Source organism: Bradyrhizobium sp. 197 (assembly GCF_023073375.1).
Classification (GTDB): Bacteria; Pseudomonadota; Alphaproteobacteria; order Rhizobiales; family Xanthobacteraceae; genus Bradyrhizobium.
Window position 1 is genome coordinate 1 of sequence record NZ_JADPJJ010000094.1, and the last position, 1,210, is coordinate 1,210.

Consider the following 1,210-nt stretch of genomic DNA (forward strand, 5'->3'; position numbering starts at 1 on the left):
CAGGTGTGCGTCTCTAGACCCTCCATGGAGAACTATATGAACCAGATAAGCTCAGTGATTCCATTTACTGGTGTTCCTTTCCCAAGGGCGGAATACGAGCGCCGACAGCAGAACGTGCTTGAGGCAGTCGCAGGTGCGCACCTCGATGGACTTTTGGTGACCGCTCTAGGGCACGCTCAGTACCTAACAGGCTACTATGGAGGCGGAAGTTACTTTGGGCCGTTCCCATTGATCTTGGCGCCAGGACGCGCTCCCACATATGTCGTCCGAGAGTACGAGGCCCAGACAGTTCGCGCATATAGCTGCGTTCACGAAATTGTCACCTACACCCAAGAGCGCGATTTCGCGAAGGTATGCGGCGATGTCCTTCGACGATATGGACTGCAGAACAAGCGAATTGGTATTGAGCTCCGCTGCTGGAATCTCACGCCATCCGATGTCTACAAGCTGGAAGCGGAGCTTCCTGGAATTGCAGTCTTCGATGCGACAGAACTAGTCGGGTCTGTCGCCGCGATAAAAAGCGAGCTCGAGCTCGACGCGATGCGGGATGCGATGGCCATGACCGAGGTGGCCGTGAGCTCGTTCCGGGAGACGCTGCGGAATGGTGTCACTGAGGCTGAGACGTGGGCTGCCATGCAAGCCGCGGTCAAGAAGGCTGGCGGCGAGGAACTCAGGTTGGTTTCCTTGGTTTTCGGCGAGCGGACAAGACTGGCTCACGGTTTCCCGGCGGACCATCCCATCAATCTCAACGAGCCGGCCGTGACCGAAATAGGCGGCATCAAATTCGGCTATGCGGCGGGGCTAGTCCGTACAGCTGTCGTTGGTCGGCATTCCGAGGTCGAATCTCTGCTCGCCCTGTCCAATGAGGCCTTGGATACAGCGATTAACATGATCAAGCCGGGCGTCGCAGCCGAAGAGGTGGATGCGACTGTACGGAAGGTGATCGAGCGCTCCGGGCGCCCAGGGGCCTTTCGGAATAAGGCAGGATACCAAACCGGCATTAACTGGTCGGAGCGCGGAAATATGGACATGGTGCCAGGTGTCAAGGACATCCTTAAGCCGGGGATGACTTTGCACATGCCCATCATGTTATTTGGCGAGAACGGAAACATTATCGGATGCAGCGATCATCTGTTGGTAACCGAGCGAGGGGCGAAAAGCCTGACCAGCACACCGCGTACGCTCCATCGCGTCTGATTCTGAGCACCTC

General features: G+C 57.1%; 1 protein-coding gene. It reads left to right on the top strand.

The window, feature by feature from the left end; translation table 11 throughout:
- Positions 1-1,197 (top strand): M24 family metallopeptidase (locus tag IVB27_RS22990; RefSeq protein WP_345946908.1); only part of this gene is annotated, 1,197 nt, incomplete at its 5' end.
- Between the last annotated feature and the right edge of the window lie 13 nt (positions 1,198-1,210).